Here is a 14,307-nt window from a genome sequence, read left to right on the forward strand (position 1 = left end):
CCCGTGGCCCCGAGCCGCAAGGCCGTCCCGCCGGTCGGCACCATCACCCGCGGCACCACGGGCGTCAATCGCCTCCGCCGCAGCGATCGCTGGCTCGTCAACGACGAACTCGTCAGCACGACACTGCGTGAGTCCACCACGCCCCTGGTTGTCGACCTCGGCTACGGCGCCGCCCCATGGACCACCTTCGAGCTGGCCGCTCGCTTGCGCACCGTCCGCCCCGACCTCGAGGTGGTCGGTCTCGAAATCGACCCGGCCCGCGTCGTCGAACCCCGCGACGGCGTCCGCTTCGCCCGTGGCGGCTTCGAACTGGCCGGTCTGCGACCCACCCTCGTCCGCGCGTTCAACGTCCTGCGTCAATACCCCGAGGACGCGGTTCCCGACGCGTGGTCCCGAATCCAGTCCAATCTTGCCCCCGACGGCCTGCTCGTCGACGGCACCTGCGATGAACTCGGTCGCCGGTGCGCCTGGGTGCTGCTCGACCGCCACCGCCCGCTCTCCCTGACTCTGGCCTGGGATCCCTTCACCGTCGACCGGCCCTCCGACATCGCCGAGCGCCTGCCGAAAGCGTTGATCCACCGCAACATCGCCGGTGAACGTATCCACGCCCTCCTCACCGCGGCCGACCAAGCCTGGGAGCGATCCGCGGCCATGGCACCGTACGGCCCCCGCGTCCGCTGGCGAGAAGCGGCGCAGATGTTGCGCGCCAACGGTTTCCCACTGCGCCCGTATCACCGGCGAATGCGCGACTGCGTGCTGTCGGTCCCTTGGGACGTCGTCGCCCCGTCACACCCGGCTTAACGCGCGCCGCACCCGCGTCGACGCGCGCGGCGCCAATTGCTGACCACCCCACCAGATCTCGTCGGTATCGCACCGATGGATCGCCACCGCGTCGGCCACCACCTCGTCCAACGCCGACTGCGAGATCTCGGTCTCGGCCAGATCGAGTACCGTCCGCACCGGCGTCGTCACCAGGAACGGCCCGGCCGACTCCACATCCGCCCCGCAGAGCTTGCGTCGGGTCAGCACCAACCGCGGCGTCACGGGCGGGCGGCCCGCCGACACCGACAGATGCAGAAACCGCGGTTGCAACCTGCCGAGCCCGTGGAGTTCGGCCGCACTCTGATACGACACCGCCGCCGCGCCGTCGAACCACGCCGCCCACATCGCGTACTCGTCCAGCGGCCCCACCCGCCACTGCCCGAGCCGCATCATCCCGACCCCGGCCCTGGTCACCGACCCGTCCCCCAGGGCCGCCCTGACCTGCGATTCGCAGCCGGTACGCAACACCTGACGCGTGGTGAAGAAGCCCGCGTGCCGCCCGGCGAGGCGCCGCAGCACCCGCCACCGATGATCCGCTGTCCCCGCCACCCGGCGCGCGTCCTCGCCAGTCATGAGTCCAGGCTACGCCCGGTCCAGTGCGCCAGGTCACATTTTGCTGTGAAGGCTTTCACCACGTCCTCAGAGCGGACACAGAAAGATCGGGAAGACTCTGATGCCATGACCACACAAAAGTCCCCACGCCCCAGGATCGGTCGGCGCTCTCTGGTGATCGCGTTGGCCGTGGTCGCAGCCCTACTCGTCGCGGCCATCGCCGGAACCGAAGCCTATGCCCGACACAAGATCTCGAGCTGCATCAGCGGCGCGTTCGAGCAACAGATGGGCTCGAGCATCGACGTGGGCTTCGGCCTGCGCCCGATCCTGCTGTCCTATGCGGACGGCAAGGTCGGCACGATCACCGTCGACAGCGAGGACAACCAGTTCGGCCCTGCTGTCGGAATGGTCGTGCACGCGAAATTCAACGGCATCGAACTCGTCGACCGCGGCCGAGGCGGCGGCACCATCGACAGCTCCACTGCCGATGTGACCTGGAACAACGACGGCATCCGCGAGACCCTCGGCACCATGGTCAGCGGCGTGAGCTCGTCGGCGAGCACCGGAGTGCTGACTCTCGATGTGCTCGGCGGCCTCGCCCAACTCGAGGTGCAGCCGCTCATCCGCGACGGCAACATCACCGTGGAGACGAAGTCGGCTCAGCTACTCGGCATCGGCTTGCCCACTGACCTCGTGCAGGGCATCGTCGAGACCTTCACCCAGAGCTTGCAGAGCTATCCGCTCGGCCTGCGCGCGCAGGAGGTCAAGGTCACCGATGACGGTGTGAACGTGCACCTTTCAGGTGGCAAGACCGCACTCGAGAGCGCCCCGTCCGGCCAGCAGTCCGAGTTCACCTGCTGATCATCCGAGGGCGGCGGCTACTCGGGAAAACCGTCGAGGACCGCGGCCGATTTCGACAACCCGAGCCGCGTAGCCCCGGCTTCGATCATCGCGGCGGCGTCCTCGGCGGTGCGGATTCCGCCGCTGGCTTTCACCCCGAGTCGCCCGCCGACGGTCTCGGCCATCAACCGCACCGCGTGCACGCTCGCACCGCCCGCCGGATGAAAACCGGTGGAGGTCTTCACGAAATCGGCACCCGCCTGCTCGGCCGCCCGGCACGCGCCGACGATCGCCTCGTCGGTGAGCGCGGCCGATTCGATGATCACCTTGAGCACGGCCCGTTCCCCGGTCGCCTCACGCACGGTGATGATGTCGGCGAGGACGGCATTGAAGTCACCGGCCGACGCGGCGCCCACGTCGATCACCATGTCGACCTCGGCGGCGCCCTGATCCACGGCAAGCCGCGCCTCGGCGCCCTTCACCAGCGAGTGGTGTTTGCCGGACGGGAAGCCCGCGACGGTGGCCACCACCAGCCCCGGCGCGCGCACCGGCAGCATCGAGGGCGACAGACAGATCGCGTACACCCCGAGTTTGCGCGCGTCCGCGATCAACGCGTCGACCTCGGCCGGCGTGGCTTCCGGAGCGAGCAGGGTGTGGTCGATCATGTCGGCCACTGCGGCCCGGGTCAGCGGCGCGGAAGTCATTTCCCGAGCATGGCATACGCGCGGCCGAGTCCGGCGCAGAGGGCATCGACGTATTCGGACATCGGCCGCCGCACATCATTGCGCTCACCTACCCAAATCCTGGAGACTTAAGCCTGTGCTGATCCGTCGCGAGACCCCAGCGGACGCGGTGGCGATCGCCGCGATTCACCGCGCCGCTTTCGCCCCGCATTACGCGGGCGATCCGGCCGTCACCGAACCACCCGAACCCGCCCTCGTCGAAACGCTACGCACCGACGAGGCGTGGATGCCGACGCTGTCACTGGTCGCGCTCGAATACGACATCGTCGTGGGGCACATCTGTCTCACCAGAGCCGGTATCGGCCCGTTCCCCGTGCTGGCCCTCGGCCCGCTCGGGGTCGATCCGGAGAACCAGAAGTCCGGCGTCGGCTCGGCGCTGGTCCATGCCGCCCTCGGCGCCGCCGATGCCCTCGACGAATCGGTCGTCGGCCTGGTCGGCGATCCCGACTACTACGCCCGCTTCGGTTTCGTCCCCGGCGCTCGCCTCGGCATCGTGCCCGACGAGGCCGAATGGGGGCCGTACTTCCAGGTCCGCCCGCTCACCGCCTACGATTCCGCCGTCACCGGCGAATTCCGTTACGCCGCACCGTTCTACGACCTGTAGATCACTCGAACACGACCGTGCGCCGACCGTGCACGAGTACCCGGCCCTCGAGGTGCCAGCGCAGCCCGCGCGCGAGCACGACCCGCTCGATGTCACGGCCCTGGCGCACCATGTCGCGCACGTCATCGGCGTGATCGACCCGGATCACGTCCTGCTCGATGATGGGCCCGGCGTCCAGCTCGGCGGTGACGTAGTGACAGGTCGCCCCGATCAGCTTCACCCCGCGCGCGTACGCCTGGTGATAGGGCCGCGCGCCGACGAACGAGGGCAGGAAGCTGTGGTGGATATTGAGCGCCCGCCCGGCCCAGTGCGCGCACAGGTCGGCGGGTAGCACCTGCATGAACCGGGCGAGCACCACAGCGTGCGGATCGTGGGAGTCGACGAGTTCGCGCACCTGCTCGAAGGCTGGGCCGCGCTCGGCCGGGTCCTTCGGGAACGGCACGTAGTGGAACTTCACCCCGTGCGCCTCGGTCATCCCCGCGAGGTCGGGATGGTTGCCGATCACGGCCTCGATGGTCGCGGGCAGCTCACCGGCCTGCGCGCGCCCGAGCAGGTCGTGCAGGCAGTGCCCGTCCTTGCTGACCAGCAGCACCGCCCGCCGCGGCGCACCGGAATCGTGGAGCTGCCAATCGGTCTCGGGACCGAAGTCGGCAGCCACCTCGGCGAAGCGCTCCCGGAGCTCGTCGATGGAGAACGGCACCGTCGAGGCCTGCACAGCCTGCCGGGTGAAGAACCACCCGATGTCACCGTCGGAGTGGTACCCGGCCTCCACGATCGAGCCGCCGAATTCGGCGATGAACGAGGAGATCCGGGCGATGATGCCCGGCCGGTCCGGGCACCCGAGGGTCAGCACGAACCGACGGTCGTCCGAGGTCACAGCGGTAGAACTCATCCGCCGATTCTCGCAGGCGATCAGGCCATGGCGCGCACGGGCTCGCGGACGGCGGAGAGTACCTGGGCCACTTCGGCATTGAACAGATCGAAGCGTTCGACATTGCCGAGATGCCCCGTCGGCAGCACCTTGAACCGGGCGAGTGTGCCCGCTTCCGCCAGCAGCGCGGCCAGGCGCTCGGCGTGGATCGCCGGGGTCATGTCGTCGCGGGCGCCCGCGAGCACGGTGGTGGGGACCGAGAAGTTCTTCGCGTCATCGCCCAGGTGCAGCGCGGTGAGCAGGAACCCGTAGCGCGAACGCGTCATCATCGGACAGCCGCGCACCACCGACAGCGCGTAGTCCAGCGTCTCGCGCGAGGTATCGAGAGTCATCACCTGACGGGCGAAGATCCAGCGCACCGGCTTGATCGGCGGCAGAACCACCGGGGTGCCGAGGATCAGCCTGCCGAGCCAGTCCGGCGTCGGCATCGACCGGCCGCGCAGAATCCGCAGCGGCACGTTGAGACCGGGAACCATGGTCGACACCTCGACCAGCGAGTGCGCGCCGGTATTGGTGAGGATCACCGCGGCGGCCTGTTCGGCGACGCGCTCCGGGTATCGGCCCGCCCAGGCGATGAGCGTCATCCCGCCCATGCTGTGCCCGGCCAGCACCGCGCGCTGACCCGGCAGCAACACGGCGTCGAGCACGTCGCACAGGTCGTCGGCGAGCAGATTCGTGCTCGGGCGGGCGTACCCGTTGGTGCTCTCGCCGTGGCCGCGCTGGTCGTAGGCGACCACGCGGTACTCGCCGGCGAAGGCGTTGATCTGGGCGTTCCAGTACTCGAGCGAACATGTCCAGCCGTGGGCGAACACGATGACGGGCGCGTCGACCGGGCCGTAGGCGTGCACCCGCAGGCGGGCGCCATCGGCGGTGACCACCGGAATCACGTCGTAGGGCATCCGCGGCGGATCGAAGGCCGCGAGCCCGTGCTTCCGTGTCCGCAGGTCGGCCCGGTGGGCCGCGAGGGTGGTCTCGACCACGGTGGATACCCGGCCGACCAGGTTCACCAGAGCCGTCGGCAACTTTGCGCGCATCGGTACACTCCTTTGTGTTACTGCTAGATACAGTAACACCGTGTACCACTCACCCGCGAGCCCTCCGAGTGGGCTTTTTTACCAGCGCGGGCCGCGCTGCACCTCGTCGACCTTCGGACGCACGTCGGCCAGGTACACACCGGTCGCGATGATCGCGATGAACGACAGCATCCCCAGCCCGCCGATACCGATCAGCAGAAACACCAGCGCACCGCCGAGAATGGCCAGCCAGATGGGCTTGGTCATCTTGTCGACGGCGGTAAAGGCATCCGAACGCTGGCGCACAGCGTGAATGAGCGCGAACACCGTCGCGCCGAAGGCGCCGATCCACAGGATCAGCAGAATCAGCGAGGTCATCCCATTCACCATGTTCACACCCCCATCATACGAACAGCGGCCCCGCACACACTTGGTGTACGGGGCCGCAGTCAGCAGTGATGCTTAGACCTTCTTCGGCGCAGGCGCAGCGGCCTTCTTGGCCGGAGCGGCCTTCTTGGCGACCGGAGCCTTCTTCGGGGCCGGAGCCGGAGCCGGAGCGGCGGGCTTGGCCGGAGCGGGCTCGGTGGTGACGGCGACGACCTCGGCCTCGACGACGGCGTCGACCTTGTCGGCCACAGCCTCGGCCTCGGCCTTGGTACGGCCCAGCAGGTCGTTGACCTTGATCAGGGCATCCTCGGCGCGAGCGGAGGCATCCTTGTAGAGGGTCTCGACGCGACCGATCTGCTCGTCGACGGCCTGGTTGGCACGCAGCCGGTCGACGGTCTCCTCACCGCGAACGGCGAGATCGGCGTAGATGTCGAGCGCCTGGCGGTAGTACTGCTCGGCCAGCTTGCGCAGCTCTTCGGGGGTGAACTTCTCGCGCAGCTCGGCGAGATCCTCCGGCAGCTCCGACGGCAGGCCGGAGATGCGGTCGCGCAGGGTGTCGAACTGGGCCTGCACGTCGGCGGGCACGTTCGCGATGCGCTCGCGGGCCTCTTCGACGCGGGCCTTGGCATCGGTGGCGACAACGCGGCCGCGGACGTCGGCGACAACGTCGTTCACGGCGGCGTAGATGGCGTCACCGGCGCCGACGGTGGCGAACAGCGGCTTGCTGACAGTGGCGGTCTTTTCGGTCATCAGTCTTCATTCTCCTGGTGTGGCGGAGTGTCAGTTGTCGTGAACGAAACGTCACTGTCTCGTCCGTTCCCCCCTGAGCCGGTTTCTTCCCCGTTTTCCCGGCGAAACGACTCATAGATTTCCAGCAACACCTGTTTCTGCCGCTCGGACACCGAAGTGTCGGCCAGCAGGGCGTCACGGACCGGGCTGTGCGGACGCTGTTCCAGAAATCCTGCCCGCACATACAACACCTCCGAGGAAACTCGCAGCGCCTTGGCGATCTGTGCGAGTACTTCGGCGGAGGGATTACGTAATCCGCGTTCGATTTGGCTCAGGTACGGATTACTTACCCCCGCCAGAGCGGCGAGCTGACGCAGGGACACCTGCGCACCTTCGCGCTGTGCCCTGATGAAACCTCCGATATCTTGAGCCGCGTGCGCTACACGACTCTCGGGTTGGTCTGTCATCGCTCACCTTCTGGCGTTGTAAGGCCAATACTAGAACAGGGTGCTAGCTATTGCAAGCACTACAGTTAGCACCCGGTCGGCTAGCGCGTACGCAGCCCCGGCTACCAGGTCTTTCAGTGGAACAGCAGCTGCGAGACGGTATAGATCACCAGGCCGGCGAGTGAGCCGACCACCGTGCCGTTGATTCTGATGAATTGCAGATCCCGACCGACCTGCAATTCGATCTTCCTACTCGCCTCGTCGGCGTCCCATCGGGCGACCGTATCGGTCACCAGTGTCGTGATCTCCGCGGAGTAGTTGCCGACCAGATAGCGAGCACCGCGGTCGATCCACCCGTCCACTTTGCCACGCATCGCCGGGTCGTCACGGAAGCGCTCGCCGAGCTGCTGCACATTCTCGGCGACTTTCCTGCGGAGCGTGGAATCCGGGTCGTCGGCCGACTCCAAGATCAACCGCTTCGCCGCTCGCCAGGTGGCCTCGGCCATTCCGGTGATCTGTTCGCGGCCCATGATCTCGGCCTTGACCTTCTCCGCCTTGGCGATCATCGCGTCGTCGTGTTGCAGGTCCTCGGCGAAATCCAGGAGAAAGCGATCGGCGGCCTTGCGCAATTCATGATCGGGATCGGAGCGCACCTTCCAGGTGAACTCGACGAGTTCCCGATAAATTCGCTCCGACAGCAATGTATTGACAAATTTCGGCGCCCACTGCGGCGCATCGCGCATCACGATCCGATCGATCGTGTCCTGTGAGCCGAGCGCCCACTGGTGCGCGCGCTCGGCCAACAGATCGATCAGCGGTCGCTGCCGGTTGTCGGCGATCATCTCCGAGAGCACCCGACCCAGCGGCGGCCCCCACAGCGGTTCGGCGATCCGCTTGACGATGGTGTTGTCGATGATCTGCTCGACGTCCTCGTCGCGCAGGGTGTTGACCACCGCGGTCAGGATCGTCGCGCTCTCCTTCGCCACCCTGACCGCGTGCGCCGGATCGGCCATCCACCGACCGACGCGCAGCGAGATCTGCGCCGATTCCAGGCGGGCGGAGACCACGTCGGGAGCGAGGAAGTTGGTGCCGACGAAGGCGCCGAGGCTCTCGCCGAGTTGGTCTTTCTTCTTGCGGATGATCGCGGTGTGTGGGATCGGCAGACCCAGCGGGTGTTTGAACAGCGCGGTGACCGCGAACCAGTCGGCCAGTGCGCCGACCATGCCCGCCTCCGAGGCCGCGCGGACATAGCCCACCCACTCGCCACCGCCGCCACGCGATTCGAGCCAGCGGCACAGCAGGTAGATCACGCTGGCCACGACCAGGAAACTGGTCGCCAGCGCCTTCATCTTGAACAGGTCACGTTTTTTGCCCGCCTCGTCGGTCATCACCGCGAAGTCGGCGGGCTGTGCGGCGGGCTCGGTGCGCGGCGTGAGAACCGCCGTGTGGCCGGGAGATTTCTCCATAGCCCCCATTCTGCTGTGCGCGCGGCGAGTGCGCCGCCGCCAACCCCGCGTGGCGGCTCCCACGACACGGCGAACCGCCCGGTTTGTCGTACGCGCGCGTAAGCACCGGAGTGTGGTAAATGCCGCAACGTAGCCCAAAGGAGCGCCACCCCACACCGGCGCGCCTAAGCTGTTGACTAGAGACGCCAACATCGATCACAAGGGGGCTGTTCTGTCCACCGAAGACCTTGTCGAGATCGGCGAGCAGTCGAGCCGAGCCAGTGTGCGCGGCGGCGGCCAAGCCGACGGCCGCAAACGTCGGTGGCGACAGCACAAGATCGACCGCCGCGAGGAGCTGGTCGACGGCACCCTCAATGCCATCCGCGCGCGGGGCAGCCAGGCCGGCATGGACGAGATCGCCACCGAGATCGGCGTATCCAAGACCGTGCTGTACCGCTACTTCGCGGACAAGAACGACCTGGTCCACGCCACCATGCAGCGCTTCATCGAAACCACCCTGCTGCCGCGGGTGTACGGCGCGATCAACCTCGACGCCGACGAATACCAACTCGTGCGCGCCGCGATGACCGAATACGTGGGCACCGTCGACGACGACCCCGAGGTCTATCGGTTCATCATGAGCAATGCCGCGGGCGACAAGTCCTCGCTGGCGGAGTTCGAGCGGCTCTTCGCCGAGGTGGTCACCACGGTGCTGGTCGATCGAGCGGGTAGCAAGGGCATGCGCACCGAGGGCGCGATGCTGTGGTCGTATGTGCTGGTCGGCGGCATCCAGCTGGCCACCCACTGGTGGACCACCACCGACAAGGCCATGCCCCGCCAGGACGTGATCGACTACCTCACGATGATGGCCTGGAGCGCGATCGAGGGCATGGCCCGCGCGGGCGGCTCACCCGAGATCTTCACCGCGCAACCGCATCCGCTCCCCGAGATGCCGCCGCAGACACCCTGACCAGGGTTTTCCTCCATTCGAGGGAGCGGGGCTCGACAACGCCGCGCGGTTGGCTACGCTGAACCGAGCGGGGCGCTGTGGCTTGCGTCACCGCGGGTGGTCGTGTGACGCTGCGCGTCGACACCACCGCGCACGTCGGCACCAACGGAGGTACCTCGATGGCGAAGAACGTGCCGACTTCCCGGCTTGCCCGCGGGACGAAACTGGGGGCGGTCGCGGCGGGTTCGGTCATCCGCTCGAAGAAGACCAGGCTCTCGATGCGCGGCCGCTCGGAGGCGGTGCGCGCACGGATGGCCGAGGAGTCGATGATCCGCACCACCGAACAGGTGGTCATGGTGCTCGGCACCATGAAGGGCGTGGCCATGAAACTCGGCCAGATGATGTCGGTGCTGGATCTGGATCTGGTGCCCGAGAACCACCGGGAGCGGTTCCAGCAGCGCCTCGCCGTGCTGCGCAACGCGGCGCCGACGGTCTCGTTCGAGTCCATGCGCGCGGTGATCGAGCAGGATTTCGGTGCTCCGCTGGCGGAGATCTTCGCCGAATTCGACTCGGAGCCGATCGCCGCCGCCTCGATCGGCCAGGTGTATCGGGCCACCCTGCACGACGGTCGCGCCGTCGCGGTGAAGGTCCAGTACCCCGGGGTCGACGCCGCCGTGCGCGCGGATCTGAAGAACCTCACCATGTTCCGCCGGGTGCTGGCCTCGGCGATGCCGTGGATCACGCCCGCGGTGCTCGACGAGCTGAAACTGAACATGGAGAGCGAGCTCGACTACCAGGCCGAGGCCACCACCCAGGCCGAGATCGCGCACCTGTACCGCGACCACCCGTTCATCGTGGTGCCCTCCTCGGTGCCCGAGCTGTCGACCACGCGCGTGCTGGTCAGCGAGTTCATCGACGGCGACGGATTCGACGAGATCCGGAAAATGCCCGCAGCGCAACGCGATCGGGTCGGCGAGATCATCTACCGCTTCTATGTCGGCTCGCTGTTCAGCTTCAACGAGTTCTGTGGCGACCCGCATCCGGGCAATGTGCTGCTCGCCCGTGACGGCCGGGTCGCCTTCCTCGACTTCGGGCTGTTCAACCGGATGGATCCCAAGCTGGTCGGCTTCGAGATCCAGTGCCTGCGCGCGGCCGCCGAGGATCGCGCCGAAGACCTGCGGCAGTTGATGATCGATCGCGGCGTGATCGATTCGCCCGAGGAGATCGGCGCCGAGGAATGCCTCGAATACGTGCTCGCCGCCTCGGAATGGTGTCTGGTCGACGAGGAGCTCACCATCACCCCCGAACTGGCCAGCGGCGCGTTCCTGCTCGCCGTCGATCCGAGGGCCAGCGAGTTCACCGGCATGAAGCAGCAGAACCTGCCGCCGGAGCACCTGTTCTCCCGCCGCGCCGACTTCCTCACCTTCGGCATGCTCGGCCAGCTCGACAGCACCAACAACTGGCATCTGATCGCCAGGGAATGGCTCTACGGCGATCCGCCGATCACCGAACTCGGCCTGGCCCACCGCGATTGGCTCAGTACCCATCCGCCGAAACCGGTGAAGAAGACCCGCGCCCGCAAGGCGAGCGCACCAGCCACCAAGCCCTGATCACCTTTTCGAAAGGCACGCAATGCCGCAGCACCGTGAGTTCGACCTGATCCTGTTCGGCGCAACGGGTTTCGTCGGCAAACTCACTGCCGAATACCTGCTCACCGCGGCCCCGGCCGACGCCAGGATCGCCCTGGCGGGCCGCTCGGCGGCCAAGCTCGCCGCCACCCGCGCCGAGCTCGGCCCGGCCGCTGCGAACTGGGAACTCGTCGTCGCCGACTCCAGCGATCCGGTGGCGCTGTCCGCGATGGCCGAACGCACCAAGGTCGTGGTCACCACCGTCGGCCCGTACCTGCGCTACGGCCTGCCGCTGCTCGGCGCGTGTGCCGCGGCGGGCACCCACTACGCCGACCTCACCGGCGAGCCGCTGTTCATCCACGACGCGATCGAGAAGTACGAGCAGGCCGCGGTCGACTCGGGGGCGAAGATCGTGAATTCCTGTGGTTACGACTCGATTCCGTCGGACTTGAGCGTGTACGAGATCTACCGCGCCAGCATCGCCGACGACACCGGCGAGCTCGAGGACACCACCCTGGTCGCCTATCTCAAGGGCGGGGCGAGCGGGGGCACCATCGACTCCGGACGCGCGATGATGGAAGACATCGCGGCCGATTCCTCGCGCGGCAAGATCCTGGCCCACCCGTATTCGCTGAGCCCGGACCGCAGCATGGAACCCGATGTGGGTCGCCAGTCCGATCAGGCGCTGGCCCGCGCCGACAGCATCGACGCGAGCCTCGACGGCTGGGTCACCACGTTCGTAATGGCCTCGCACAACACCAAGGTCGTGCGCCGCACAAACGGCTTGCTCGGCTGGGCCTACGGCAAGCAGTTCCGCTACCGCGAGGTGATGAACGCTGGTACCTCGGCCGCCGCACCGCTGGTCGCCGCTGGAATCGCGGGCGGCATCGTGGCCGGAATGGCTTCGGGCGCAGTCCTCTCACGCGTCTCGCTCGGCCGCAAGCTGCTCGACCGGATCCTGCCGAAGCCCGGCACCGGCCCCGGCGAAAAGGCCCGCCGCAGTGGCTGGTTCACCATGAAGACCTTCGCCCGCACCAGCTCCGGCGCCAAGTACCAGGCCACCTTCTCCGGCACCGGCGATCCCGGCTACCAGGCCACCGCAGTGCTGCTCGGCCAGAGCGGCCTGAGCCTGGCCTTCGACACCCTGCCCGAGCGCGCGGGCGTGCTCACCCCCGCGTCCGCGATGGGCGAGGCGCTCAGCGCGCGGCTGCGCGAAGCGGGCATGACCATCGAGGTCGCACGACAGTGAATCTCGCTCGCAAGACGATGAACGCCCCGGCGCTGGCGGCGGTGTACGAGCACGCGTGGCGACCCACGCTGTTCTACCTCGCCAGCGGCCGGACCACCGGCACCGACCGCCGCGACGCGGTCGACACCCTGCGCCTGAGCGGCCCCATGAAGGTGCTCGATCTGGCATGCGGCCCAGGCAATTTCACCCGCTACCTCAGCGGGTACCTGACCAAGGGCGGCTTCGTCACGGGCCTGGACTACTCGGCGCCGATGCTGGCCAAGGCCGCCGCCGACAACGCGAGCCCGCGCGTCGGCTACGTCCGCGGTGACGCCCGCACGCTGCCGTTCGCCGACGGAACCTTCGACGCCGTCTGCTGTTTCGGCGCCCTGTACCTGATCCCCGACCCGCTGGTCGCTACCCGCGAAATGATCCGCGTCCTCGCCCCCGGCGGCCGCATCGCGATCAGCACCAGCTACGCCGAAGACAATCTCTTCGGGTCGGCGAGCAGCCTGGCCGCGAGCCTGAGCGGCCTACGCCTGTTCGACCGAGGCACCTTCCCGAAGCTGTTCGCCAGGGCGGGCCTGACCGAAATCGACCAGCGCGTGCACCGTTTCATGCAATACGTGGACGCCACCAAGCCCCTGTCAGACCAGGCTTAGCCAGTAGTCCTGGAACTTCAGGAACACCAGCAGCAGCACCACCGCGTAGAACACCACCACCAGGGTCCAGCGCCATTCGGCGAGGATCCCCATCGCCCCACGCGAGCGACCCCACAGCTCCTGCGTGGTCACCGCGAACAACACCGGCACGGCCACCCACACCACCATGCAGTACGGGCACAGCGCGTTGATCCGGTACAGGCTCTGGAAGATCAGCCAGCACAGTCCGGCGATGCCGAGGACGGTCCCGATCCACAGCCCGCCCCAGATCCAGCGCGGGAATCCGATACCGACCACCGACAGCACCGCGAGTGTCACCACGACCGAGAACCCGACGACGCCGATCAGCGGGTTGGGGAAGCCGAAGACCGCGGCCTGGTCGGTCTTCATGATCGACCCGCACGACAGCACCGAGTTGATGCTGCACGAGGTGACGTAGTTCGGGTCGACGAACAGCTTGAACCGTTCGACGGTGAGCGTGAACGACGCCAGCCAGCCCGCCAGCCCGGCGATCAGCAGCAGCCAGGCCGAGCGGGCGGGGGCGGTGATCACTTCGCCGCGTCAGCGATCACGGGGGCCAGGCCGTTCTCGGTGAAGATCGCGTCGGACTGGTTCAGCTGGCCGTTGATGTACACCGACGGCGTCGACTCCACGCCGCTCTGCAGCGTGGTCTGGGTGATCTGCTGGATGTAGTCGTTGTACGGCTTGTCGTTGATGCAGGTCGCCACGGCGGGATCGGTGTACCCGACGTCGGTGGCGATCTGGATGAGCTCGTCGTTGCTCAGGCCTGCGCCGCCCTCGGCGGGCTGCTTCTCGAACATGGTCTGCAACCAGGACTGGTACTTGGTGGTGTCGGACTTCGCCACGCAGAACGACGCGTTGGCCGCGCGCGAGGAGTACTGGTTGGTCGAGGCCTTGTCGAGGAAGGAGATGATCTGGTACTCCACAGAGGCCGTGCCGTCGGCGGCGGCCTTGGCGAGGGTCTCCCCGTTGGCTGCCTCGAACTGCTTGCAGGCCGGGCACTGGAGGTCGGCGACCACGCGCACCTTGACCTTGGCATCGGGATTGCCGATCACAACGGTGCCGGTCTCGGTGACCGCCCCGCCCGTCGCGGGCAGCTGCGCCGCCGAAGTCGTCGACGATTCCTTGTCAGAATCGGACTTCTGCACGGCGATTCCGATGCCGATGGCCGCGACCAGCGCCACCAGGACGGCGGCGACGCCGACCTGGATCGCGATCTTGCGCTTCTTGTCGGCCGCCTCGGCCGCCGCCAGCGGATTCCTGCCCGAGGGACTCTTGCCCGTGCTCACCGTCGTCACACGCCTTTC

Annotated in this window: 17 protein-coding genes; 7 read left to right on the forward strand and 10 right to left on the reverse strand. The window is 67.5% G+C overall.

The features are described from left to right. The first annotated feature begins 3 nt into the window (after window positions 1–3). Window positions 4–801 carry a class I SAM-dependent methyltransferase gene (locus IBJ82_RS17480; RefSeq protein ID WP_194826912.1) on the forward strand — a complete coding sequence of 266 codons (798 nt, stop codon included), beginning with the start codon at window positions 4–6 and terminating at the stop codon, window positions 799–801. On the opposite strand, the gene IBJ82_RS17485 is transcribed toward IBJ82_RS17480, so the two are convergent. Continuing rightward, window positions 787–1,395 carry a hypothetical protein gene (locus IBJ82_RS17485; RefSeq protein WP_056814556.1) on the reverse strand — a complete coding sequence of 203 codons (609 nt, stop codon included), beginning with the start codon at window positions 1,393–1,395 and terminating at the stop codon, window positions 787–789. The genes IBJ82_RS17480 and IBJ82_RS17485 overlap by 15 nt on opposite strands. Before the next feature lie 105 nt (window positions 1,396–1,500). On the opposite strand from IBJ82_RS17485, the gene IBJ82_RS17490 reads away from it, so the two are divergent. Continuing rightward, complete coding sequence (locus tag IBJ82_RS17490; protein ID WP_194826913.1) at window positions 1,501–2,235, forward strand: DUF2993 domain-containing protein; 735 nt, start codon at window positions 1,501–1,503, stop codon at window positions 2,233–2,235. A 17-nt stretch (window positions 2,236–2,252) separates the two neighbouring features. Here IBJ82_RS17490 and deoC read toward each other — a convergent pair whose 3' ends face one another. Beyond that, complete coding sequence (deoC, locus tag IBJ82_RS17495; protein ID WP_194826914.1) at window positions 2,253–2,918, reverse strand: deoxyribose-phosphate aldolase; 666 nt, start codon at window positions 2,916–2,918, stop codon at window positions 2,253–2,255. Window positions 2,919–3,033: 115 nt separating this feature from the next. Between deoC and IBJ82_RS17500 the strand changes: the two genes are divergently transcribed. Next, window positions 3,034–3,561 carry a GNAT family N-acetyltransferase gene (locus IBJ82_RS17500; protein WP_194826915.1) on the forward strand — a complete coding sequence of 176 codons (528 nt, stop codon included), beginning with the start codon at window positions 3,034–3,036 and terminating at the stop codon, window positions 3,559–3,561. A 1-nt stretch (window position 3,562) separates the two neighbouring features. Here IBJ82_RS17500 and purU read toward each other — a convergent pair whose 3' ends face one another. The 6 genes from purU to IBJ82_RS17530 all read right to left on the reverse strand — a co-directional run bounded on the left by purU (window position 3,563) and on the right by IBJ82_RS17530 (window position 8,533). Further along, entirely contained in the window at window positions 3,563–4,453 is an 891-nt protein-coding gene (gene purU, locus IBJ82_RS17505; RefSeq protein ID WP_194826916.1) for a formyltetrahydrofolate deformylase, read from the reverse strand. Between the two features lie 20 nt (window positions 4,454–4,473). Further along, complete coding sequence (locus tag IBJ82_RS17510; RefSeq protein ID WP_194826917.1) at window positions 4,474–5,526, reverse strand: alpha/beta fold hydrolase; 1,053 nt, start codon at window positions 5,524–5,526, stop codon at window positions 4,474–4,476. A 78-nt stretch (window positions 5,527–5,604) separates the two neighbouring features. Next, window positions 5,605–5,895: a DUF2516 family protein gene (locus IBJ82_RS17515; protein WP_056814570.1), complete on the reverse strand. Its 291-nt coding sequence runs from the start codon at window positions 5,893–5,895 to the stop codon at window positions 5,605–5,607. A 72-nt stretch (window positions 5,896–5,967) separates the two neighbouring features. Further along, entirely contained in the window at window positions 5,968–6,642 is a 675-nt protein-coding gene (locus IBJ82_RS17520) for a heparin-binding hemagglutinin (RefSeq protein ID WP_305082279.1), read from the reverse strand. After that, window positions 6,642–7,088 carry a helix-turn-helix domain-containing protein gene (locus tag IBJ82_RS17525; RefSeq protein ID WP_194826918.1) on the reverse strand — a complete coding sequence of 149 codons (447 nt, stop codon included), beginning with the start codon at window positions 7,086–7,088 and terminating at the stop codon, window positions 6,642–6,644. The genes IBJ82_RS17520 and IBJ82_RS17525 overlap by 1 nt, the downstream gene beginning before the upstream one ends. 113 nt (window positions 7,089–7,201) lie before the next feature. Then, window positions 7,202–8,533 carry a DUF445 domain-containing protein gene (locus tag IBJ82_RS17530; RefSeq protein WP_370585352.1) on the reverse strand — a complete coding sequence of 444 codons (1,332 nt, stop codon included), beginning with the start codon at window positions 8,531–8,533 and terminating at the stop codon, window positions 7,202–7,204. 262 nt (window positions 8,534–8,795) lie between these two features. Between IBJ82_RS17530 and IBJ82_RS17535 the strand changes: the two genes are divergently transcribed. The 4 genes from IBJ82_RS17535 (at window position 8,796) to IBJ82_RS17550 (ending at window position 12,979) form a co-directional block, all read left to right on the forward strand. Further along, window positions 8,796–9,482 carry a TetR/AcrR family transcriptional regulator gene (locus IBJ82_RS17535; RefSeq protein ID WP_194827215.1) on the forward strand — a complete coding sequence of 229 codons (687 nt, stop codon included), beginning with the start codon at window positions 8,796–8,798 and terminating at the stop codon, window positions 9,480–9,482. A 158-nt stretch (window positions 9,483–9,640) separates the two neighbouring features. After that, window positions 9,641–11,071 carry an AarF/ABC1/UbiB kinase family protein gene (locus tag IBJ82_RS17540; protein ID WP_194827216.1) on the forward strand — a complete coding sequence of 477 codons (1,431 nt, stop codon included), beginning with the start codon at window positions 9,641–9,643 and terminating at the stop codon, window positions 11,069–11,071. A gap of 22 nt (window positions 11,072–11,093) precedes the next feature. Further along, a complete protein-coding gene (locus IBJ82_RS17545; RefSeq protein ID WP_194826919.1) occupies window positions 11,094–12,338 on the forward strand; it encodes a trans-acting enoyl reductase family protein in 1,245 nt (414 codons plus the stop codon). Continuing rightward, window positions 12,335–12,979, forward strand: coding sequence for a class I SAM-dependent methyltransferase (locus IBJ82_RS17550; RefSeq protein WP_194826920.1), 645 nt, complete (start codon window positions 12,335–12,337; stop codon window positions 12,977–12,979). The genes IBJ82_RS17545 and IBJ82_RS17550 overlap by 4 nt, the downstream gene beginning before the upstream one ends. Here the strand turns inward: IBJ82_RS17550 and IBJ82_RS17555 are convergent. Further along, window positions 12,965–13,528, reverse strand: coding sequence for a vitamin K epoxide reductase family protein (locus tag IBJ82_RS17555; protein ID WP_370585371.1), 564 nt, complete (start codon window positions 13,526–13,528; stop codon window positions 12,965–12,967). The genes IBJ82_RS17550 and IBJ82_RS17555 overlap by 15 nt on opposite strands. Next, the gene (locus IBJ82_RS17560; RefSeq protein WP_370585353.1) at window positions 13,528–14,289 is read right to left on the reverse strand and encodes a DsbA family protein; all 762 of its coding nucleotides are present in this window, start codon (window positions 14,287–14,289) and stop codon (window positions 13,528–13,530) included. The genes IBJ82_RS17555 and IBJ82_RS17560 overlap by 1 nt, the downstream gene beginning before the upstream one ends. Window positions 14,290–14,307: the final 18 nt, after the last annotated feature.

This window comes from Nocardia sp. XZ_19_231 (genome assembly GCF_015355705.1).
Classification (GTDB): domain Bacteria; phylum Actinomycetota; class Actinomycetes; order Mycobacteriales; family Mycobacteriaceae; genus Nocardia; species Nocardia salmonicida.

Coding starts and splice junctions, on each gene's coding strand:
- IBJ82_RS17485 (WP_056814556.1), bottom strand. CDS start 1,395: ATGACTGGCGAGGACGCGCGCCGGGTGGCGGGGACAGCGGATCATCGG.
- IBJ82_RS17490 (WP_194826913.1), top strand. CDS start 1,501: ATGACCACACAAAAGTCCCCACGCCCCAGGATCGGTCGGCGCTCTCTG.
- deoC (WP_194826914.1), bottom strand. CDS start 2,918: ATGACTTCCGCGCCGCTGACCCGGGCCGCAGTGGCCGACATGATCGAC.
- purU (WP_194826916.1), bottom strand. CDS start 4,453: ATGAGTTCTACCGCTGTGACCTCGGACGACCGTCGGTTCGTGCTGACC.
- IBJ82_RS17510 (WP_194826917.1), bottom strand. CDS start 5,526: ATGCGCGCAAAGTTGCCGACGGCTCTGGTGAACCTGGTCGGCCGGGTA.
- IBJ82_RS17515 (WP_056814570.1), bottom strand. CDS start 5,895: ATGGTGAATGGGATGACCTCGCTGATTCTGCTGATCCTGTGGATCGGC.
- IBJ82_RS17520 (WP_305082279.1), bottom strand. CDS start 6,642: ATGACCGAAAAGACCGCCACTGTCAGCAAGCCGCTGTTCGCCACCGTC.
- IBJ82_RS17525 (WP_194826918.1), bottom strand. CDS start 7,088: ATGACAGACCAACCCGAGAGTCGTGTAGCGCACGCGGCTCAAGATATC.
- IBJ82_RS17530 (WP_370585352.1), bottom strand. CDS start 8,533: ATGGAGAAATCTCCCGGCCACACGGCGGTTCTCACGCCGCGCACCGAG.
- IBJ82_RS17540 (WP_194827216.1), top strand. CDS start 9,641: ATGGCGAAGAACGTGCCGACTTCCCGGCTTGCCCGCGGGACGAAACTG.
- IBJ82_RS17545 (WP_194826919.1), top strand. CDS start 11,094: ATGCCGCAGCACCGTGAGTTCGACCTGATCCTGTTCGGCGCAACGGGT.